Annotated in this window: 19 protein-coding genes; 12 read left to right on the forward strand and 7 right to left on the reverse strand. The window is 59.2% G+C overall.

Annotation, left to right across the window (positions count from 1 at the left end):
* Positions 1-58: 58 nt before the first annotated feature.
* Positions 59-265 carry a hypothetical protein gene (locus RBB76_RS10650; protein ID WP_429632255.1) on the forward strand — a complete coding sequence of 69 codons (207 nt, stop codon included), beginning with the start codon at positions 59-61 and terminating at the stop codon, positions 263-265.
* Between the two features lie 70 nt (positions 266-335).
* On the opposite strand, the gene RBB76_RS10655 is transcribed toward RBB76_RS10650, so the two are convergent.
* Complete coding sequence (locus tag RBB76_RS10655) at positions 336-3,521, reverse strand: beta strand repeat-containing protein (RefSeq protein ID WP_429632257.1); 3,186 nt, start codon at positions 3,519-3,521, stop codon at positions 336-338.
* Positions 3,522-3,625: 104 nt separating this feature from the next.
* Between RBB76_RS10655 and RBB76_RS10660 the strand changes: the two genes are divergently transcribed.
* Both RBB76_RS10660 and RBB76_RS10665 read left to right on the forward strand, forming a co-directional pair.
* The gene (locus RBB76_RS10660) at positions 3,626-3,757 is read left to right on the forward strand and encodes a hypothetical protein (protein WP_429632259.1); all 132 of its coding nucleotides are present in this window, start codon (positions 3,626-3,628) and stop codon (positions 3,755-3,757) included.
* Entirely contained in the window at positions 3,750-4,502 is a 753-nt protein-coding gene (locus tag RBB76_RS10665) for a Yip1 family protein (RefSeq protein WP_429632261.1), read from the forward strand. Before RBB76_RS10660 ends, RBB76_RS10665 begins: the two co-directional genes overlap by 8 nt.
* Before the next feature lie 109 nt (positions 4,503-4,611).
* On the opposite strand, the gene RBB76_RS10670 is transcribed toward RBB76_RS10665, so the two are convergent.
* The 4 genes from RBB76_RS10670 to rmuC form a co-directional block, all read right to left on the reverse strand.
* Positions 4,612-6,138, reverse strand: coding sequence for a sialate O-acetylesterase (locus RBB76_RS10670; RefSeq protein WP_429632263.1), 1,527 nt, complete (start codon positions 6,136-6,138; stop codon positions 4,612-4,614).
* A 283-nt stretch (positions 6,139-6,421) separates the two neighbouring features.
* A complete protein-coding gene (gene fabF, locus RBB76_RS10675; RefSeq protein WP_429632265.1) occupies positions 6,422-7,672 on the reverse strand; it encodes a beta-ketoacyl-ACP synthase II in 1,251 nt (416 codons plus the stop codon).
* 3 nt (positions 7,673-7,675) lie between these two features.
* The gene (locus RBB76_RS10680) at positions 7,676-7,918 is read right to left on the reverse strand and encodes an acyl carrier protein (RefSeq protein ID WP_179580522.1); all 243 of its coding nucleotides are present in this window, start codon (positions 7,916-7,918) and stop codon (positions 7,676-7,678) included.
* A gap of 145 nt (positions 7,919-8,063) precedes the next feature.
* Positions 8,064-9,569 (reverse strand): DNA recombination protein RmuC, encoded by a 1,506-nt coding sequence (gene rmuC / locus RBB76_RS10685; RefSeq protein ID WP_429632268.1) that lies wholly within the window; start codon positions 9,567-9,569, stop codon positions 8,064-8,066.
* A gap of 180 nt (positions 9,570-9,749) precedes the next feature.
* On the opposite strand from rmuC, the gene RBB76_RS10690 reads away from it, so the two are divergent.
* Genes RBB76_RS10690 through RBB76_RS10700 form a run of 3 tightly spaced genes read left to right on the forward strand, consistent with a single transcriptional unit; the run spans position 9,750 to position 11,532 of the window.
* The gene (locus RBB76_RS10690) at positions 9,750-10,124 is read left to right on the forward strand and encodes a hypothetical protein (protein ID WP_429632270.1); all 375 of its coding nucleotides are present in this window, start codon (positions 9,750-9,752) and stop codon (positions 10,122-10,124) included.
* Positions 10,125-10,131: 7 nt separating this feature from the next.
* Positions 10,132-10,797, forward strand: coding sequence for a TetR family transcriptional regulator (locus RBB76_RS10695; RefSeq protein WP_429632272.1), 666 nt, complete (start codon positions 10,132-10,134; stop codon positions 10,795-10,797).
* A 51-nt stretch (positions 10,798-10,848) separates the two neighbouring features.
* A complete protein-coding gene (locus RBB76_RS10700) occupies positions 10,849-11,532 on the forward strand; it encodes a YukJ family protein (protein WP_429632274.1) in 684 nt (227 codons plus the stop codon).
* Between the two features lie 155 nt (positions 11,533-11,687).
* Here RBB76_RS10700 and folP read toward each other — a convergent pair whose 3' ends face one another.
* Positions 11,688-12,608, reverse strand: coding sequence for a dihydropteroate synthase (gene folP, locus RBB76_RS10705; RefSeq protein ID WP_429632276.1), 921 nt, complete (start codon positions 12,606-12,608; stop codon positions 11,688-11,690).
* Between the two features lie 215 nt (positions 12,609-12,823).
* Here folP and dacB point away from each other — a divergent pair, with 215 nt between their 5' ends.
* The 4 genes from dacB to RBB76_RS10725 are packed head-to-tail and all read left to right on the forward strand — an operon-like array spanning position 12,824 to position 15,703.
* Positions 12,824-14,482, forward strand: coding sequence for a D-alanyl-D-alanine carboxypeptidase/D-alanyl-D-alanine endopeptidase (gene dacB, locus RBB76_RS10710; protein WP_429632278.1), 1,659 nt, complete (start codon positions 12,824-12,826; stop codon positions 14,480-14,482).
* A gap of 29 nt (positions 14,483-14,511) precedes the next feature.
* A complete protein-coding gene (locus RBB76_RS10715; protein ID WP_429632280.1) occupies positions 14,512-14,856 on the forward strand; it encodes a c-type cytochrome in 345 nt (114 codons plus the stop codon).
* The gene (locus tag RBB76_RS10720) at positions 14,853-15,230 is read left to right on the forward strand and encodes a hypothetical protein (protein ID WP_429632283.1); all 378 of its coding nucleotides are present in this window, start codon (positions 14,853-14,855) and stop codon (positions 15,228-15,230) included. Before RBB76_RS10715 ends, RBB76_RS10720 begins: the two co-directional genes overlap by 4 nt.
* A complete protein-coding gene (locus tag RBB76_RS10725) occupies positions 15,227-15,703 on the forward strand; it encodes a DUF4442 domain-containing protein (RefSeq protein WP_429632286.1) in 477 nt (158 codons plus the stop codon). Before RBB76_RS10720 ends, RBB76_RS10725 begins: the two co-directional genes overlap by 4 nt.
* Positions 15,704-15,992: 289 nt before the next feature.
* Here RBB76_RS10725 and RBB76_RS10730 read toward each other — a convergent pair whose 3' ends face one another.
* Positions 15,993-17,087: a hypothetical protein gene (locus RBB76_RS10730; protein ID WP_429632288.1), complete on the reverse strand. Its 1,095-nt coding sequence runs from the start codon at positions 17,085-17,087 to the stop codon at positions 15,993-15,995.
* A 235-nt stretch (positions 17,088-17,322) separates the two neighbouring features.
* Here RBB76_RS10730 and lipA point away from each other — a divergent pair, with 235 nt between their 5' ends.
* Both lipA and RBB76_RS10740 read left to right on the forward strand, forming a co-directional pair.
* Positions 17,323-18,309, forward strand: a complete 987-nt coding sequence (lipA, locus tag RBB76_RS10735; RefSeq protein WP_429632290.1) for a lipoyl synthase — start codon at positions 17,323-17,325, stop codon at positions 18,307-18,309.
* A gap of 63 nt (positions 18,310-18,372) precedes the next feature.
* A complete protein-coding gene (locus RBB76_RS10740; RefSeq protein ID WP_429632292.1) occupies positions 18,373-18,645 on the forward strand; it encodes a TniQ family protein in 273 nt (90 codons plus the stop codon).
* Positions 18,646-19,624 lie beyond the last annotated feature (979 nt).

The following is a 19,624-nucleotide window of genomic DNA, read 5'->3' on the forward strand; positions in this document are numbered from 1 at the left end:
AGCCGTGGTTTGCTGTGTTGGCCGGAAGACTTTGTCTGAGGAGGGCCTATGAGCGACGTTGTGGCGTGGAGGGACAGCCGGGATTGAGCCAGGTGGAGCGGGTGGTGGATACGTTTGTCGCTTCGTCGAAGACGTTCACGGATATCTTGCGGAGCACTTGCTGGTGCTGCCGTTCCGTTCGCTGGTGACAGATGCGCTGGCCATGCTTCAGGATGCGTGTGCTGTCTCTTCGGTAATGAAGAGTGGAGCAAAGGCTCGGCGGTAGGTTGTCGAGGTAAGGAACGATGCGCATCTCGTGCTTCGCGAGGTGCGCATCGTTTTTGATGCAGGAGAGATTAGGGGAGATCGACGAGTATGCGGGAGCCGGAGGTGAAGACGATATAGCTGCCCGAGACAGCGGAGGCTCCGTTGTAGGGTACGGTGGTTGTTCCTGCGTGCGGGAGGGTTTCGGTCCAGGTTGCGGCGCCGGTGGTGAGGGAGTAGATGGAGTAGGTGGCGGGGGAGTAGATGGAGTTGGAGTCGACGGGAAGGAAGCCGGTGGTGGACAGGGGCAGGCTCTGGCCTGCGGGTGGGAGCTGCGGGAGTGCCGTGAGGGTGGTGAGTTGGGTGCCGGTGGCGTCGTAGATGACGGCTCCCAGATAGGGAGGGTACACGTGGGTCCCGAGCGGGCCAAAGGTGTTGACCAGGACTCGATTGTTGTCGATCCAGCCGACGGCGAAGCCATTGACCGTCGCGGCGAGGACGCCGTTTTTGTAGATGTTGGTGGTGGAGGAAGAGGAGTAGTCGCCGGTGGAGACGGCGATGAGGGTTCCATCGGGTGAGAGCAGGATGGGAGTGGTGCCGTCGTAGACGCCGGAGGGTGGGTTATCGGACCAGAGGATGGGGGAGCCAGAGGTGGGTGTGAGCTGGCGGGTGTAGTCGAAGTACAAGCCGTTGTAGGTGCCGAGGTATTGGCCGAGCGCGGTGCCTGAGTTGGAGAGAGTGAAGTCGAAGAGGAAGGGCGTTGCCGGGAGTTGGTCGTTGTACTGGTAGGGGAAGGTGTCGGTGATGGTGCCTGCGGGGAGCGAGTAGATGTTGAGGGTTCGGTCGGCGGAGTACTGCGAGTCGATGTCGCTGGCTTTGGCGGCGAGGACGGTGCCGTCGGTGGAGAGGGCGAGCTTTGAGCTGGTGAAGTTGATGCTGCCAACGATGGTTGGGGACGAGGTTTGGTATTCGAGAATTTTGCCGCTGGCAGTGGCGATGGCTACGCTGCCGGGAGCTGCTGCGATACTGAAGGCGTTGCCGTAGCCGAAGAAGCGTGGCGTTGTGGCAGCGCCTGGGCCGTCGAGGACAACTCCGTGCTGATTGCCGATGGCCCACTGACTGGGCGAGGTGGCGGCGAAGGCGGTTTCGTAGAAGACAGGAAGTGTGGTGGCGCTGCTGAGGGTTGGTGTTGTGCCGCTGAGATCGATAGTGGATGCTGATCCTGTTCCGTAGGGAAGCAGGCCGAGGGTAGAACCTGACGGAATGACGGCGGTGTCGGCACTCAGGGTATAGGTGGCCGTGGGAGTGGTGGCGCCGATCGGGTAGATGCTGAGGATATTGACGGGGTAGGTCCAGAACCAGTTGGCATAGCCGTTGAGGCTCAGGTTGCCGAGAGAGAGCATGCCCTGTTGCACTGTGGCTGCTGAGTAGGTGTAGACGTCATAGACTGGGGGATTCAGCGGCGGGCTGAGGTTGGGGGTGTTGGTGAAGAAGTGGCTGCCGTCGGTGAACCATGAGTTGAAGTTCGCGGTGAAGGCGGGACCGATGGAGGAGGCTCCGGAGGGAACGGAGTCGGTTTCGATGACGCTGGTGCCGGCGGGCCCGAGCGCAATTTGAATCTGTGCCGGTGCGGCGAAGGCTCTCGCTCTGGAGTAGTCGCCGGGGAGGGAGAAGAGAAGATGGCCGTCGGTGGTGCTCCAGACGGAGAGACCGGAGGCATAGCCGGAGGCGATGTAGCTGCCGTCGGTCGCGAGTTTCCACCAGGCGTTTACTACCGGGACGGGATCGAGGCTGGGCGCGGTAAGGGTCGTGATGAGGCTACCATCGGCGTTGGAGCGGATCTCGACTGCGTTTGCGGTGCCGATGGCGAGGACGGAGCCGGCCATGTCGGCTGGATAGGGGGTGGTAATGTTCTGAACGAGCGGATCGCCACTGGCGAGCTCGGTTGTTGTGGTGTAGTCCCAGAGCGCCCAATGGCCGCTGGTGTCCTGACTGAAGAGGCGGGTGGGCTGAAGGCGGAGGACGGCAAGCGAGTTAGCGTGGCCGAGATCGACCAGGCTGAAGACGCTGAAGCTGTTGACTGTGATGGTAAGGTTAGCGGCGGTCGAGCCTGCGGAATTTGTTGCGGTGACGGTGTAGGTTGCTTGAGCGGTGACGGTGGTGGGAGTGCCGGAGACTGCTCCTGTCGACGCGTTGAGGCTGATGCCTGCTGGAAGCGCAGGGCTGACAGTGTAGGTGGAGACAGTGCCGGTGACGCTGGGAGTGTCGGTGGTGATGGCCTGACCGACATTCGAGGTGATAGTGGCTTGCGGATAGACGAGGTTGGATGGCGGCGCGAGGCTTACTGTGATCTGTACGGTTGCGGTGGTGGTGCCGGCAGAGTTGGCTGCCGTGATGGTGTAGGTGGCTTGTGGTGTTACAGAAGTGGGAGTGCCGGAGATTGCTCCTGTCGACGGGTTGAGGCTGATGCCTGCTGGAAGCGCAGGGCTGACAGAGTAGGTGGAGACAGTGCCGGTGACGCTGGGAGTGTCGGTGGTGATGGTTTGACCGACATTTGTCGTGATAGTGGTTTGCGGATAGATGAGGTTGGATGGCGGCGCGAGGGTTACTGTGATCTGTATGGTTGCGGTGGTGCTGCCGCCGGAGTTGGCTGCCGTGATGGTGTAGGTAGCTTGAACGGTGGCGGTGGTGGGAGTGCCGGAGATTGCTCCTGTCGACGCGTTGAGGCTGATGCCTGCAGGAAGTGCAGGGCTGACGGTGAAGCTGAGTGTAGTGCCTGTGACGCTGGGAGTATCGGTGGTGATGGCCTGGCCAACAATTGCAGAGATGGAGGTTTGGGGATAGACCAGATTTGTTGGTGGAGCAAGATTCACGGCGATCTGAATGGTGGCGGTGGTGCTGCCGGAGGAGTTTGTCGCGGTAATGGTGTAGGCGGCTTGCGCAGTGGGGGAGGTGGGAGTGCCGGAGATTGCTCCTGTCGAAGCGCTGAGGCTGATGCCCGCGGGAAGCGCCGGGCTGACGGTGAAGCTGGTGGGAGCGCCTGTGACGCTGGGAGAATCGGTGGTGATGGCCTGACCGACGATCGCGGCGACGTTGGTTTGTGGATAGACCAGGTTTGTTGGAGCGGTTCCGTTTGTCGGTGGTGCGCCGCCTGAGGAATTGCCGCCACAGCCTGCAATCGCGCCGAAGAGAAATGCAAGGATGACGACAAATGTAAGGCGAAGGAGAGCGCGAAACGATGGATGTTCCTTGACGAGGAGCACAGGCTTGCTATTCATGGCGCTTTGACCGATCTGATTACAGCGGAACTCTACCACTGTTCGTCTGAAACGTGTCGACAAAGTTGTTACATAGAAAGCGTCATTCAGTCTTCAGGAAAATCGTGCTCTTTTTCTTTCTTTTTGCCATTTTGCGACCGGGCCAGGATGCGAAGATGTTTGTGGCTGAGATTGGCAGCAAGCTGTCGTCGCAGGGATCTGCGATCATCACGATGTTTGGGGGAGTCTATGAGTGACGTTGTGGCGGTGGATGCGCAGTCGGGACAGCCGGGGCTGAGCCAGGTGGAGCGGGTGGTGGATACGTTTGTCGCTCCGTCGAAGACGTTCACAGATATCTTGCGGGATACGAGCTGGTGGCTGCCGTTTCTGCTGGCGGTGGTGGTGTCGATTGGGGTGACGTACACGATCGATCGGCAAGTGGGGTTTGGGCGCGTGGTGGAGAACGTGATTTTGGACAGCCCGAAGCAGGAGGACCAGATGCAGAGCCTGCCGCCGGATCAGCGGGCGGCGAGGGTGAGCGCCATGACGGGCGGGTACAGGTATGTGTCGTACGCGACGCCGGTGATTATCTTGATTATTTCGGCGATTGGGGCGCTGATTAACTGGGCGAGCTTCAATGTCGGGCTGGGGGCGAAGACTACGTTTGGGCAGATGTTCTGCGTGTGGATGTATGCGTCGCTGCCGAGGCTGCTCAGCGGATTGCTGACGATGGTTACGCTTCTGTTTGGAAGCAGTGCGGAGAGTTTCAACATCAAGAATCCGGTGGGGACCAACCCGGCTTACTTTATGCCGGATGCAGCGCCGTGGCTGAAGACGGCGCTGGGCTTTCTGGATGTGGTCGGGATCTGGAATCTGGTGCTGCTGGTGATTGGGACTTCGATTGTGGCGAAGGTGAGCCGGGGGAAGGCTGCGGCTGTGGTCGTCGGGTGGTGGGTGATTGTGCTGGTGTTGAGCGTGATTACGGCGGCGGTGAGCGGTTAGATTTTTGAGTTGCCTTAGGTGCGCCCTGCGCGGGCGGCGGTCACTTCGTGACATGTATACCGGCTTCGCCTTGGGCCTCCCGTTGGTCGGCGGAAGATTCCGTTTGCTGCTAGGGCTGGGTTGGCGGCTGGAGTGAGGTGAAGGTGGCGGCGGGAAGGTTGGCTCCGTTGTAGAGGTTGGCCTGGGGGAAGTTGGGCCAGGCGTAACGGACGTACTGCGGGTTGGGAATGGCGGGACTGGCTACGACTACTGTGTCGCCGTCGGCGGTGTGTTCGATGTGGGCGTTGGCGCGGAGGAAGACGCGGTCGGCGCCGGCGACTTCGAAGCCTTCGGGGGCGCCGAGTTTGGCGTGGAGACCCTGGGCGTTGTCGAACCAGACGTGCATCGCGCCCTTGTCAGGGTAGGCGAGGCGGAAGAGGGGACCGGAGGGGGTGATGTCTTCGTTGTAGACGAAGCGGCGGGCCAAGAGGGAGAGGCGCTCGCCTACGGCTTGCTTGTTCGCGGGGTGGACGTTGTGCTCGTTGCCGATGTCGATGGTGACGGCCATCCCGGTATTGGCCAGGGAGAGGGTTTTGCGCTGGGCGTCGCGGAGTTCTCCCCAGTTTTCTTTAGGAGTGCTACCGAAGGCGGAGATCTGGACGTAGAGGAAGGGGAAGTTGCCTTGGGCCCAGTGGCTGCGCCAGTCTTCGATGAGGGTCGGGAAGAGTTTGTCGTAGAGACCGACCATGTTGAGGACGGAATTGGCTTCGCCCTGATACCAGATGACGCCTTTAATCGGCAGAGGGGTGAAGGGGGCGACCATCGCGTTGTAGAGGGCGGCGGGACGCCAGGAGTCGGGGTTGGGGTGCCAGTCTCGCTCGGGCGTGGACTTGCCTTCGGCATGGGCTTGCTTGTCGAGGGCCTCGAAGCGGATCACTGTAGGTTCGTGGTCCATCTTTTCGGCTCGGGTGGCGAAGACGGGCGTGAGGGCGGCGTTGGCGCCGAGGGCGTTCATGCTGGTCCAGGCTTCGGCTGGGGTGCCTCCCCAGGTGGAGTCGATGAGGCCGATGGGGATGTGCTGCTGTTTGTCGGCGAGGGCCTTTTGGAGATCGCGCGCGAAGAAGTAGGCGACGGCGGAGAAGTCTTTTGCAGTGTCGGGGGTGCAGAGGGACCAGCCGGTGGCGGATTTGACGTCTTCGCGGGGGTAGTCGGAGGCGTCCTTGTCGATGCGGAGGAGGCGGATGTTGGGGTAGTTGGCGGCGGCGATTTCTTTTTCGGCGTTGTCGATCTGGGTGTCGGGCTCGAAGCCGGAGAGAGGCATCTCCATGTTGGATTGGCCGGAGGCAAACCAGAGATCGCCGAGGAGGATGTCCTCGTAGGTGATGGTGTTGGTGCTGTGAACGGTGAGGGTGTAAGGGCCTCCGGCGGGCTGTGGGGGGAGATAGAGGCTCCAGCGGCCAGCGGCGTCGGTGGTGGCAGTGTTGGTGAGGTTGTGGAAGGTGGCGGTGATCGACTCGCCGGGTGTGGCGCTGCCCCAGATGTGGATGGGCATGTCGCGCTGGAGGACCATGTGGCTGGAGAAGATTTTGGGGAGGGAGACTTCGGCTTGGGTGGTGAGGGTGGCGGCGAGGAGGCAGAGGGTGAGGCGAAGCTTCATTCAGGGTCTCCGACTACTTTTATAACTGGGCGGCGAGTGTGTTGACGAGGGTGGGGCGGGGAAGGTTTCGTTCGTCATCAGGACGCTAATGGCTGTCGAGGCAAATGTAGGATTGTCCACGGCGCATTCGGCGGCGATGTTTTGCATTCGCAACACCGGCAGTACGAACAGCGGCAAATACAGGGATCCTTCACTGCGTTCAGGATGACGAGCGTTTATAGAACGATGAGGAAAGGAAAAGGCCCGACTCTCGTCGGGCCTCAGAGGTGATTTTGGTGAGTGACTACTCGATCCAGCGTTTGAAGACGAGGGAGCCGTTGGTGCCGCCGAAGCCGAAGGAGTTCGAGAGTGCGTAGTCGATCTTGGCGGGCAGCGGTTTGTTGGGGACGTAGTTGAGGCGGCACTGGGGATCGAGCTCGACGATGTTCATCGTCGGTGGAGCGATCTGGTGCTGCATGGCGAGGATGGTGATGCCGGCCTCGAGGCCGCCAGCACCGCCGAGGAGGTGGCCGGTCATGGATTTGGTGGAGCTGACCAGGAGCTTGCCGCCGATGGCGCGCTCGCCGAAGACGTTCTCGATGGCCTTCGATTCAAGGGCATCGCCGAGGGGAGTCGAGGTGGCGTGTGCGTTGACGTAGTCGATCTGGTCGGGCGAGATGCCGGCGACTTTGAGCGCGTGCTGCATGGAGCGGTAGCAGCCTTCGCCTTCAGGGGCCATACCGGTCATGTGGAAGGCGTCTGCAGAGAGGCCGTAGCCGAGGACTTCGGCGAGGATCTTTGCGCCGCGGGCTTTGGCAGCCTCGAGCTCTTCGAGGATGAGGATGCCTGCGCCTTCGCCGACCACGAAGCCGTCGCGATCCTTGTCGAAGGGGCGGCTGGCGTGCTCGGGATCGTCGTTGCGGGTGGAGAGAGCGCGCATGGCGGCGAATCCTGCCACGCCGAGCGGGGTGATGGAGGCTTCGGTGCCGCCGGCGATCATGGCGTCGGCATCGCCGCGCTGAATGATGCGGAAGGCGTCGCCGATGGAGTGCGCCGAGGTGGTGCAGGCGGTTGCCGTGGCTTCGTTGGGTCCGCGTGCGCCGTACTTGATGGAGACGTGGCCGGCGGCGAGGTTGATGATGGAGCCGGGGATGAAGAAGGGCGAGACCTTGCGCGGGCCACCGGAGAGCAGGTTGGAATGTTCGCGCTCGATGACGTCGAATCCGCCGATGCCGGAGCCGATGTGGACGCCGACCTGATCGTGGTTTTCTTCGGTGATCTTGAGACCGGAGTGGGCCATCGCTTCGGCGGCAGCGGCCAGAGCGAAGTGGATGAAGCGGCCCATCTTTCGGGACTCTTTCTTTTCGACGAAGAGGAGAGGATCGAAGTCCTTGACCTCTGCGGCGAAGCGGACTGGATGGCCGGTCAGATCAAAGGCTTTGATCTCGGCCATACCGCTGCGACCGGCCATGAGGCCTTCCCAAACCTCAGGGGCGGTTTTGCCGACCCCGCAGATCAGGCCGAGGCCGGTGACGACTACGCGACGATGCTCCATTGTTTACTTGGCCTTCTGGTTCTTTTCGATGTAGTCGACAGCATCTTTGACGGTCTTGATCTTCTCGGCGTCTTCGTCGGGGATCTGGATGTCGAAGGCTTCTTCAAACTGCATGACGAGCTCGACGACGTCGAGAGAGTCTGCACCGAGATCTTCCTGAAAGCTCGCGCCCGGGGTGACTTCCGCTTCATCCACCTGAAGCTGTTCGACAATAATCTGCTTTACCTTCTCGTCTACTGCTGCCATTTCGTTCTCCTGTTTACGTCTGGAATCTGAAGCCTGGATATTTTGTCGGATATGAGGTCGACACGGCCAATCTCAAGCATACTGAGCGCCTCAGTGAGTGTAAAGCAAAGCGGCTGTGGCTGCAGAAGGGGGTGGCAGAACTTTTTCAGTCGTCCTCGGCCGAGGCGGCGAGCAGCGGGGCGATAGAAGGGATGTCGTCAAAGCCGATGAGATTGGATATGGGGGCGCCGGTGTCGATCGAAGAGACGTTTTTGAGGGCTTTGTTGATAGCCCGGGTGCGGACGCCTAGCTTTTGAATCGTGTTCTGGACAGTGCCCACCTGGTCTTCGACCTTCTGCATGAGGCCGCCGTAGGTCTCGAACTCCTTTTTGGCGCTTGAGAGGACGCGCCAGACCTCGTCGCCTTTTTTCTGAATGGCGAGGGTGTGGAAGCCCATCTGAAAGCTGGTAAGGATGGCCATGAAGGTAGAAGGGCCGGCGATGGTGACGCGGCAGCTGGACTGAATCTCCGACTGGAGGCCGGGGCGGCGCACGACTTCGGCGTAGAGGCTCTCCGTTGGAAGAAACATGATGGCGTGCGGCATGGTGGTGGGAGGATCAATATATTTGTCGCAGATTCGCTTGCCTTCGGCGCGAATGCCACGCTCAAAGGCTCGGCCCGCTGCGGCGATCTCGTCGACGGTGCCGGTTTCGTAGGCGTGTTCGAGGCGCTCCCAGTCTTCCTTTGGAAACTTGGCGTCGATGGCGAGGAGCGTGTAGCTTTCGGGGCCTGTCTGACCTTCGCCGGAGGGGAACTTGAGGGCGTATTCGACGGACTCGAGTGTTCCCGGCTTGATGCGGGCGTTCTTGATGTACTGCTCGGGAGAGAACATTTGCTCGAGCTGTTGGCCGAGTTGAAATTCGCCGACAACGCCGCGTGATTTGACGTTGGAGAGAACTCTCTTGAGGTCCCCGACCCCAGTGGCTAGCTCCTTCATCTCTCCGAGTCCCTTCTGGACTTCGCCGAGATGCGTGGTGACCTGACCGAAGGATTCGGTGAGTCGCGTCTGGAGCGTGGCGTGGAGTTTTTCGTCCACGGTGACGCGCATCTCCTCGAGCTTCGCGGTATTGGCGTCGTTAAGTTTTGAAAGGCGGTCTTCGACGGTGAAGCGGAGCTTTTCCTGCTGGTCGTTGGCTTCTCCGGAGAGCTCGTTGAGGCGGCTATGCAGGGCTTCGCGAGCTTCGGTCTGATTTCGGTTGACCTCGGCGATGAAGTAGGAGAGGCGCTGCGCAATCGAGTCGAGGTTTTGCTGCACGGCGGTGCGGAGAACTTCGTCGGAGGTCTTATTGTCGCTGCGAAAGGCGTTGAGGCCGTTCTGCAGAAGGCCGCTGAGTTCGGCGATGGTGGCGGTGATTTCGGTCCGCAGACTGGTGAAGTCGGTGGCCGCTGCTTCGCGGGTGCGTCGGGCTTCGTCGGCGAGGTCGCGACGTATGTCGGCCAGGCCGCTACGGAGGTGGGCGTCGAGCGCTTCGTTTCTGCCGTCGAGGCGGGTGAGTTGATCGGGAATCTGGGCAAGGCGAGGGTCCTGCGGAGCCGCCGGACTCTTGCGAAGCAGGAGGAGGATGACGGCGAGGAGAGTGATGAAATTGAGGATGAGGAGGGCAGTAAACATTCGACTTTCCTTCGCCTCAGAATAGCATCAGGTTTAGTGGAACGCTCTGGGTTTATTGGTAAATCTAGGAGGTGACCGGAAAATAATGAACGCGTTCAAAAATATCTTTACACGGCAAGGTTAGGGGTATAAAGTAATTAATTGAACATGTTCAAATTTGTCGTCGAGGAGAATTTCTATATGATCGTCGCAAGCTGCTACTTCAGCTATCTCGTTATAAGCATTGCGCTTACTGTTTGGGTTGCGCGGACACTTCATCGGAATGGTCGGGTATTTCTGGTGGATGCGTTTCGTGGTAACGAAGCACTGGCGGATTCCGTAAACCAGTTGCTGGTGGTGGGGTTCTACCTGATCAACGTCGGTTATATCGCGCTGGCGTTGAAGACGACCGATCCACTTTCGAATTTCCGGCAGGTGATCGAACTGGAGAGTGTCAAGATAGGAGTGGTACTGCTGATCCTTGGAGCGATGCACTTCTTCAATATTCTCGTGTTTGCAAAGATGAGGGGCCGGTCGGCCGGCTTGGGCTCTGCGCCACCGCCGCGGGTTGCGTAAGTTCTAAATGACGAAGATCAAGAAGTCCGAAGAGACGCGAACACGAATCCTCGAGGCTGCGCTTGTTGTGTTTCGCGAGCGTGGCTTTGAGCGTGCCACGATGCGTGAAATTGCCACAGCGGCTGGGGTGGCGGTGGGGGCGGCTTATTACTACTTCGAGTCGAAGGACGCGATTGTCATGGCGTTCTACGAGCGCTCACAGAGCGAGATGCGAGCTCGGATCGAGGCTTCTCTGGCTGAGAGCAAGACGTTAGAGCAACGCTTGCAGGCGATTATTTCAACGAAATTTGAATGCTTTGGACCAAACCGGAAGCTGCTAGGTGCGCTATCTGCCCATTCTGATCCGGAACATCCGCTGTCGCCATTTAGCAAAGAAACCGCGGCAATTCGAGAGCAGGACATCGGTTTTTTTGAGAGTGCGGTTGTAGATTCCAAGGTCAGGCTGCCCTCAAATATCAAGCCTTATTTACCGCGTTTGCTTTGGATGTACCAGATGGGTTTGATCTTATTCTGGGTATATGACCGGAGCGATGGCCAGAAGAGGACGATGCTGCTTTATCAGAAGACCTTGAAGATGATTCTGGTGACGCTGAGACTAGCTGGGCTTCCGTTGCTGCAACCTCTGCATCGTTTAGCTGCGGAGCTGCTCGAGGTGGTTTACGCAGAAGATTAGATCTTGAATGCGTGCTGTTTTAACGATTGAGAGATTCCAGCAGGAGGGTATATGCCGATTACGAACTACAGTGTGCTGGCGGGGAAGCCTACGGCGGGGAAGGTTGTAACTGGCTCGAGCACGCATTATCAGATCACGATGCAGGCTCCTGGTGGGCCGTTTACAGTGGCGGTCAATATTCAGTCGGTGGATGGGTCGGAGGTTTTGTATGACATCGTTGAGGACTTTACGCCACCGGATCTAGCTGCGCTGACGGCGTTGCCGATGGGGATGACGGCGTTGAAGAGTGAGCCGGGTGGGCTGGCGTTGGACTTCGTGCGGAGTACTGTGAACGGCGCGCCGATGATTACGAAGGAGCAGATGACTCTGTTGCCTCAGGCGACGACGAAGTCGAAGGGGAGTGCGGAGGAGCAGATGGTGCAGCGGGCGCGTACGAAGGCGCTTGAGAATGCTGTGGTGACGCTACTGAATATGACGGTTGCAGATAAGGATGGCGTGATCTATGCGTTCGGCAGCTCGTACGCCGACTCGGGGAAGGTGGATGGGATCCACGATATTCATATGAATCAGGGGAATCCGGTGGGTGGTCAAGGCGGCGGATTCAGTGGGGATAACGGCGTGTGGCAGGATGGGGCGCTATTTATCAATTTGCCGTCGAAGGGGACCTGGACGGCGGTGTTTATTGCATTTCAGACTGAGAGTTGGAGTACAGATTCTAGTGGGAATCCGGTTTAGAAGATAATGTCCTGCCGGACGGGCCCACTGCGCTCGGCCACCCCGCAAACGAAGACCCGTTTGCGGGGACCCCGGTTCGGGCGGTCACTTCGTGACTTGTGTACCTTGTCTTGCAGCTGCGGAACGTCACGGTCCTCCCGTTGGTCGGAATATTTTTAGAGGGCGGCTACGATCTGGTCGGCGATGGCGGCGGCTTCTACTGCGGGGCGGACATCGTGGGTGCGGAGCATGTGGGCTCCGGCGAGGATGGCGGCTACGTTGGCGGCGGTGGTGGCGTGGAGACGGTCGTCCATGGAAGGAGTTGCGCCTTCGAGGAGGATTGACAGGCTGGGGATTTGGGAGAGGGTGTGGGCGAGGAAGCCTTTGCGTGAGACGCCGGCGAGGATCGGTATGTCGAATTGCTTGAGTTGGTCGAAGTGGGCGAGGAGTGGGTAGTTTTCGTCGAGGCGTTTGCCGAAGCCGAAGCCAGGGTCGAGGACGATTTTGTTGCGGGGGATGCCAGCGGTGGTGGAAGCTTCGAGGCGCTCGGCTAATTCCTTGAGGACCAGGGGAAGGACTGTTTCGGGGGCGAGTGCTGGGAGGTTGGGCCAGTCCTGCGGGCGGCCGCGGGAGTGCATGAGGATGGCTCCGCAGCCTGACTGGGCGCAGGTTTTCGACATGTCGGGGTCCCAGAGGTGGCCGCTGACGTCGTTGATGATCTCGGCTCCGGCTTCGATGGCGCGGCGAGCGGTGGTGGCGTGGAAGGTGTCGATCGAGAGGATGGTGTTGGGTTTTTGTTTGAGGATGGATTCGACGACGGGCAGGATGCGGGATTGTTCTTCGTCGGGGGTGAGGGGAGTTGCGTTGGGGCGAGTGGATTCGCCGCCCAGGTCGAGGATGTCGGCGCCCTCTTCGAGGAGCTTGAGGGCTTGGGTGAGGGCTCGCTCGGGGGCGTGCTGGGGGGAGTAGAAGTAGCCGCCGTCGGAGAAGGAGTCGGGCGTGACGTTGAGGATGCCCATGAGGATGGTCCGCTTGCCCAGCGGGAGGGTGCGGGTGCGGAGTTGCCAGTCGTAATGGCGGCGCGGGGAAAAGGGCATGGTTGGATTTTAGCTTTCCACTGCGCGTGGGGCGGGCGTTCGCACGCCTTTTTAGGGCTTCGCGCGGCCCTCCCGTTGGTCGGGATTATCTTCATTCCGACCAACGGGAGGTCAGTACCGCCCGCCGCTGCAAGACAAGGTATACGCGCCACGAAGTGGCCGCCCCACGCGCAGTGGGCCCGTCCGGCAGAACACGCGGATGCTAGACTGCGCGGATGATGAGGCCTTTGGGATGGGTGGCGGTTTGTTTGCTGGGTGCTCAGCCGCTTTGGGCGCAGACCCAGGGTGTTGGATGCGACGGGGCAGTAGCGCTGAAGGATGGTCGGAGCGGGGCTTGCACAGAGTTGGCGCAGACGATTGCCGCGTTGCTGGAGGAGCCTGCGGTGGCACGGGATCATTGGGGAATCGCTGTCGTGGGGATGGACGGCGCACCGATTTATTCGTTGAACGAAGGGCAGTTGTTTCAGCCGGCCAGCAACGCGAAGTTATTTACGACAGCTGCAGCGATGGCTTTGCTGGGCGAGAAGGCGACGTATCAGACGAAGGTGTTGGCGAGGGGTGTTTTTGCTGATGGTGACAAGTTGACCGGACAACTTGTGCTGGTTGGAAACGGCGATGCAAATCTGTCTGGAAGAGTGTTGCCGTATGTTGCGCCGGTGCCGGGGCGGAAGCCTGTTGTAGAGGACGTTGGGCCGGCACCTCTGCGGTATCTGGAGGAGATGGCGGATCAGGTGGCTGCAACGGGGCTGAAGAGTATCGAGGGCGATGTGATTGGGGATGACACGGTGTTTCCGTGGGAGCCTTATGCGCAGGACTGGGTGATCGACGATGCTGTGTGGGGATATGGGGCGCCGGTGTCGGCGCTGTCGATCAATGATAACCAGATGAAGGTGACGGTGACGCCCGGAGATGTTGTGGGGGCACCTGCGAACGTGGCGATCGATCCGGAGGTGCCGTATTACACGCTGGATGTTGCAGTGACGACGGGCGCGGCGAAGAGTGGGAGCACGGTGCAGATGGAACGGGCTCCGGGATCGAAGGTGCTGCGGATCTATGGGACCGTTGGTTTGCATGGACAGCCGGATGTAGAGGAGGTCGCGATCCAGGACCCGGCCGAGTATGCGGCGGTGGCTTTGAAGGGAATGCTGGAGGCTCGTGGGATTCATGTGAGTGGAGTGGCGAAGGCGCGGCATCGCGTGTTGTTGGATACGGAGAGCTTTGGCCGTGAGGCCGGTGCGGTTGGTGAGGCGACTGGTGTGTCTCCGCAACAGAGGATTGAACCGGCAGATGATGCGGCGTTTGAGGTTGCAATGAGGGGTGAAGAGAAGACACTGGCGACTCATACGTCTGTCGAGCTTTTGCAGGATGTCGTAGTGACGAACAAGATGAGCCAGAATCTGCACGCCGAGTTGTTGCTTCGCCAGCTGGGAGCGGCGCGAGGGAGAGATGGGACGATTGCGCAGGGCGCGCGGGTGGTGCGGCAGTTTTTGTTGAGTGCGGGAATTGATAAAGATGACTTTGTCTTCTTCGATGGGTCGGGGCTGAGTGGGCATGATCTCGTCACGCCGCGGGCGACTGCGCGGCTGTTGCATTATGTGAGTGGGCAGAGCTGGTTTGCGGATTGGAAGAGCAGTTTGCCGGTGGGCGGGGTGGATGGGTCGCTGGAAGAGCGGTTTATGAAGGCTCCGCTGAAGGGAAAGGTGTGGGCGAAGACGGGAACGCTGGGAGAGGCGCGGGCGCTGAGTGGGTATGTGGAGTGTGCGAGCGGGCGTACTGTGATTTTTTCGATTATGGTGGGGAATCATCTGCCGCAGACAAATGCGGATCGAGAGGTGACAAACAAGATTGTGGCTGCGATTGCAGCGGCGAATTGATTTCGCGGAGTGGATGAGAGAATAAGGGCATGATTCGGGTTCTTTCTTTGCTGATGTTTGTGGGGGTTCTTGCTGGATGTAAGTCGGTTGCGCCGCCTACGCCGCTGGCGAATTTGAATGCGCAGCAGATGCATGGGCATGCGGTGTATCAGGCGCACTGTGCGCAGTGTCACTATGACCGCAAGAATGCTGCGCTGCATGGGCCGGCGTTGATTGGAGTTTACAAAAAGCCGTACCTGCCGAGCGGTGCGCCGGCGAACGATGAACGCGTGACGGCGACGATTGTGCATGGGCGGAACCTGATGCCGGCGATGGGAAATACGGTGGATCCGCAAGATCTGGATGATCTGCTGGCGTATCTGCACACTCTATGAGCGAGAACGAGGAAGTTAGAAAACTTGAAGCACGAGCGCATGGGATGCTGCCGGGTGTGGCGGGGATTTCACTGTTTATGCTGGTGCTGACGATGGTGAATGCGTTTGCCGCGTTGACGGGGAAGTTCGGCGTGGGGAGCGCGAAGTACGGTGTGTTGGCGCTGTGTACGCTGCTGGCGGCGGGTGTGTTTGGTTTGTTGCGGCTGCGGCGATGGGGATGGGCACTGGTGTTGGGTGGATGTCTAACGTTGTGTTTGGGGAATCTGTTTGTGTTTGAGAAGACGCATGCGGGGCCTTACCTGGTGCAGGGATTGTTTGCTCTTGTGTTCTTTCTTTATCTGGTGCGGACGGAAGTGAGAGACCGGTTGCGATGAGCTGGTGGCTGCGGCATATCGGGTGGTGGCCGCCGTTGTTTGGGACGGGGATCAAGGTGACGCGGCTGGACAAGGATCTGCGTGCGATTGATGTGGAGATGCCGCTGCGGCCGTGGAATCGCAACTATGTGGGGGTGCAGTTTGGCGGGTCACTGTTTGCGCTGACCGATCCGTTTTACATGATTATGCTGGCTACGAATCTGGGACCGGAGTATGTGGTTTGGGATAAGGCGGCTTCGATAAAGTACAAAAAGCCTGGGTTGGGGCGGGTTCGGGCGGAGTTTCGTTTGACGGCGGAGAGGCTGGGGGAGATTCGGGCGGTGGTGGATCGTGAGGGAAGGACGGATGTGCGGTTTGTCGTGGAGGTGAAGGACGATGAGGGTGGGGTGGTTGCGGAGGTGGAGAGAGTGGTCTACTGCGCCACGAAAATTGCGCATGAGGAGAGAAAAAAAATGCGGGGTGGTGGTGGGTGAGGTTTTGGTGGGTTTGCCGGGTTTTTTGAGGGGGTTGTGGGGACGATGAGGTTTTGGGTGTGGTGTTTTGGTGGTGAGTTTGTGGTGGATTGATGGTGTGAGTGTGGTTTTTCGCCGCGTGTTTTTCAGCTGCGAAAATCACGCCAACTTTTTGGATTTATTTTGGGCCAGCGGAGGTAAACAGCTGTGTCCTCGGGGGAGTGCTCGAGTCATGCGCGAATGCCCCACGGCTCAAGTTGAGATGTGGGGCATTTGATCGCGGGCTAGGCGGAGATGGCTCCGCGGTCGCTTACTTTGTTGCCTGGGTGTTGGAAGGAGCGGGTTGATTCGCGCTGGTTGTTGTGACCACAGTTGCGATGGGAACGCAGGGATGCGGAGCGGCTACCTGGCCCGGTAGCACGGGGTTACCTGGAGCGCGCATCTGCCCGGCGGGGCATCCTTGCAGGAGTGGCACGGGGCGCAGATCGGCGGGCAGGGGTGGGGCTTCGGCGGAATCCTTCTGTTCATTTTGCTTCGAGCCCGGCCACGCGTAGGGAGCTACGCGGATCGGCCCGTAGCCCATCACGGGGAACTTGGTTGGTACGGTGAAGTTTTTGTCTACGAGGACGTAAGCGGACTCCGGCGCCTTACCGAGCAAGCGCTGGTCGGAGGTTAGCTGCACGATGTGATCGTTCACGGTTACAGTAAGGGTCTTGTCGTCGAAGGCCTTTTTCTGTTCGACTGCGGCGGGGAATGGAGCGTTGGAGACGACCGTGGTTCCGATGCCGGGGATGTAGAAGTAGATGTACTTGAGGTCTTTGATCTCGTAGTTGAGTGCTGCCTTGCCTGTCATTCCATCGACGGTGAGTGTTCCGCGAGCTATGGATACTGAGACGAGTTTTGGGGGCTTCTCTTTTGAGGGGTGCAGCTTCTTCCCGTTTTCGTCGTAACCGAGATTGTCTTTGGTCTGCATGACGGGCTTGTTGTGCTCATCGAAGAGGGGGTGGCCGAATTTGTCGCGCTGCTGCTTGACCGGGGGATTGAACATTAGCTTTCCGTCGGGGTCCTGGCGCTGATTCCCTTCTTCGTCGAGCATCGGGGTTGGCGGCAGTACGACCAGGGTCATGGGCCCCGTGTACTCCTGCTTCCCTTTCTTACCCTTGGCGGCGGGTTTGGGTTGTTGTGCCGGGGCAGCGGCGGTTTCTTTCCCGTCTGCTGTTGGAGCGATGGTTTTTTCGGGATCGGATGTGGGCTGGGTGGCGTCGGTTGGTGCAGCCGGCTGAGCGGACTGCGGGTTTGAGGAGGGCGCAGGCTGAGGTTCCTGTGCCAGAGCGCGTCCCGCCGAGGAGAATGCCAGCGCGAACGCAAGCACTCCAGAAAGTGATCCAATCTTGGTCCGCACCATGAAGCTCCTCCTCCGTATCTCTCAGATGTGTAACGGTCTGGGACGCGTATCGATCCCAAGAGTCGGCTATTGAGGAGGATAGTCGTGGATGCGAAACTGCCCGATCACCCACTGTGGTGACTCGCTACAACTTTGGTGCTAGGACGATCCTTATTGTGCAAATGCGAGGGTGCGCAATGCGAGGGGGTGGGACGGGCTGATCCGCTTCGTTGCGGGGTTGGATACAATGGAAGGGATGACTCCTCCGGTTGAACAGTTGATTGCGCAGAGCACCTCTGAGCTGGTTCAGATCGATCTGGCGCCGCGGAAGCCTGCGGCCAAGCCCGCGTGGCTGAAGGCGAAGGCTCCGATGGGGGAGACCTTTCATAATCTGAAGAAGATGGCGCGGGAGCTGAACCTGCATACGGTGTGCGAGAGCGCGCAGTGCCCGAATATCGGGGAGTGCTGGAATCAGAAGTCGGCGACGTTCATGATGCTGGGGAATCTTTGCACGCGGCGGTGCGGGTTTTGCGCGGTGCCGAAGGGGAAGCCGGAGCCGATCGATTTCGATGAGCCGCGGCGGGTGGCGTATGCGGTGGCGCAGCTTGGACTGGCGCATGCGGTGATTACGAGCGTAAATCGCGACGACGATAATGTGGGCGCGGCGCGGGCGTTTGTGAGTGTGATTGAAGAGATTCGGATGCAGGCTCCGGGGTGCAGGGTTGAAGTGCTGACGCCGGACTTTCAGGGTAATGAAGAGGCGTTGCGGCTGGTAGTGGCCGCGCGGCCAGAGATTCTGAATCACAATATCGAGACGGTGCCTCGGCTGTATCGGGTGGCGAAGTCGGGCGGCAGGTATGAGAAGTCGTTGCGGTTTTTGCAGCATGCGAAGGAGCTTGCTGCGGAGATGTTTTCGGATCGGGATGGAGATCAGATTGTAACCAAAACAGGCATCATTGTCGGGATGGGCGAGGAGATGCACGAACTGCTGGCGGTGTTTCGCGATCTGGCGGATCGGAAGGTGGATATTCTGACGATCGGGCAGTATCTGCGGCCGTCAAGAGATCATCTGCCGATGGCTCGGTACTATACGCCGGAGGAGTTTGCTTTTCTGAAGCATGAGGCCGTGGGGATGGGCTTCAAGCATGTGGAGAGCGGGCCGCTGGTGCGGAGCAGCTACCATGCCCAGGAGCAGGCGGAGTCGACTGGGCTGGCTGTCAAATACAACGCTAATTCGTACTGAACAACGCTAAATCGTACCAGTACGAAATAGCGTTGTACGCCAGCCAGATAAGGGGTGACAAACGTGTCAAATCTCTTACCATGGCACCCACGCCGTCTTAACGACGAGATTTTGTCTTCCTGGATTCTCAGGATTGCAGCAGGTAATAACGTGTCCGTCAGAAGTCTTTGTGAGTGGCTTGGGAACGACCAACCTGTTGCAGCCTTGGATCGGATGGCGCACACAAGTCCGCTCATGGACTCCATCGCATATGCGATTGGAGTAGAAAAAGAACAGGTAATTGAATGCCTACCTTCCAGCCTTCATGGACTGTCGAGGACACCGGTTTGTCTCTGACATTGTCCTCGGCTGGCAAAAAGGGATAGCCATTCGGAGAGCTCGTGGCCCGGACTGGGGTGCGCATGGACTGTTTTACGTACAAATTGGAGTCGAGGACACCCTTTCCCTGTCCGGCATCCCTCCAGGTGCGGTTGTCAGCGTTGAGCCGATTTCGCCGGAAGAACAGGGCTCTCCTAGTGCTGAGGCATTGCATTGCTTACAGTTCGGAAACGGCTATCTCTGCGGAAGCTGCACCGTTTCGCACGGAAAGCTGATCCTTCTTCCAGTGAGTGGAAGTTACTCGGGCGTCCACGAATTTTTCTTTCCCAAAGAGGTGCGCGTCGTAGGCCGAGTGCGCGGATTCGCAAGCGTTCTGCCCCCGAAGCTGGATGATTCGCAAGAAGTCTCCCGATCACGCCAACCGGCACCACTTGTTCTTCCGTGGGAGCAGTCGACATTTGATGCTTTGCTAAAGGCCGAAAGCTTGCGATTCGGTCTGAGCGGCAGATCCCTAGTAAATTCAAACGATATTCTTTCAGCGGCGACAGGAACCACTCTGAGTTCGCGTACGGTACGGCGGTATCAACACGAGGGAAAGAGTGTGCCTCATACGAACACGATGTTGGCTCTGACGTTGTTTCATGGTGCACGTATCAGCGACGTATTGCGTTCGCTCCACCTCTGGCGTGATGAAGTGAATCATCGCTCGCTCACTACCTGGCTCCAGACCCAAGGTTTGCAAGATCTAAGTGAGAGTGTTCAAGCGACGGCCGCCCCGCAGCCTCACGCCCGGTGGCGTACTGTGATCAAGGATTGGTTGAATGGCCCTTGCTTCTATCCATGGCGATGCCTCGAATGGAGCAATTCAAGCATCGACTAATCCGACTTCACCAGACCCAGCCGTTCCAGGGCCTAGATCCGCTAATTGGTCGCGGCGCGATTGCTCTGCTAGAGGAGATGGATCGAATCCCAGATACGCGACAGGAGCGAAAAAAAT

This window comes from Tunturiibacter psychrotolerans (genome assembly GCF_051013365.1).
In the GTDB taxonomy this organism is placed as follows: domain Bacteria; phylum Acidobacteriota; class Terriglobia; order Terriglobales; family Acidobacteriaceae; genus Edaphobacter; species Edaphobacter psychrotolerans_A.